2 protein-coding genes are annotated in these 1,123 nt (G+C 61.6%); both read right to left on the minus strand.

All coding sequences use genetic code 11. The annotated features are described in order from the left end of the window. The coding region (locus FJ980_RS33375) for an ABC transporter permease subunit (protein ID WP_140547642.1) at positions 1–330 on the minus strand (330 nt) is incomplete at its 3' end. A gap of 90 nt (positions 331–420) precedes the next feature. Further along, positions 421–1,123, minus strand: a 703-nt coding sequence (locus FJ980_RS33380; protein WP_140547643.1) for a transporter substrate-binding domain-containing protein, incomplete at its 5' end; no start/stop codon positions are given.

A 1,123-nucleotide genomic window follows, 5' to 3' on the forward strand; every position in this document is an offset into this window, starting at 1 on the left:
GAACACCTCGACCAGATAGGCGCCGCTGTAGAGCGCCAGCGTGGCGACGAACGAGGTTTGCGCGCTGTAGGCGATGTCGACCACGGTCGGCAGACCGTAGAAGACGAGATAGACGAGCAGGATCAGCGGCACGTTTCGGATGAATTCGACATAGGCGGCAATGATGCCGCGCACCATGCGTCCGGCCGACACGTACCAGACCGCCAGGACCAGGCCGATGACGATGCCGATGGCGATCGAGATGACGGCGAGCTCCAGGCTGAGCAGCAGACCGCCCCACAGCTTGTCGAAATGCCGCCAGATCAGGTTGAAATTGAGCGCATAACCCATGCGTCGGCCTCAGTGCTCCCGATGTGACGCAAAGCTGGCCGCGTCGCCAGGAAAAAAGGCGGAAGGGTCGGCGCCCTTCCGCCGATGACGTCAGATAACCGGGAAGCCGGGGTGGCGCGCCGGCGGCTCCTGCCCGAAATAGTCCTTGAACGCGGCGTCATAGAGCGCCGTTTCATGGCCGAACATGGCGATGGTGAAGGTCTGGTTGACGAAGGTCAGCCAATCGAGATCGCCTTGCCGGAGCGCCGCGCCATAAAGCATCGAGTACCAGCTCTTGCCGGCATCGAAGTATTTGTCCGGATTGCGCGAGGCGAGCCAGCGCACGGTGGAGAGGTCGACGGCAGCGGCATCGGCACGCTTGGATTCCAATGCCTGCAGCACGTTGGCCTGTGTATCGATCTGCATCACCTGCGCCTCCGGCAAGGCAAAATGCACCGAAGATTCGGCGTCGACATTCTGCAGGATGGAAACGCGCGTCGCGGAGCCTGCGGCAAGCAGCTTGTCGAAGGTCTTGTTCTCGGCGCCGGGCAAAGTCAGCAAGGCGACGCCCTCGACGTAGTAAGGCCTGGAGAAGTTGATCAGCTGCGAGCGCTGCGCGGTCATGGTCATGAACTGGATGGTGATGTCGACCTTGTTCGTCGTCACGTTCGGAATGCGCTGCGCCGGGTCCTGCATGACAAACTCGACCTTGGCCGGGTCATCGAACAAGCCCTTTGCCAGGATGCGCCCCATGGTGATGTCCATGCCGACGAGTTCGCCGGCATCGTTCTCGAAATGCCATGGCGCATTGGTG

The organism is Mesorhizobium sp. B1-1-5, assembly GCF_006443065.1.
GTDB lineage: Bacteria > Pseudomonadota > Alphaproteobacteria > Rhizobiales > Rhizobiaceae > Mesorhizobium.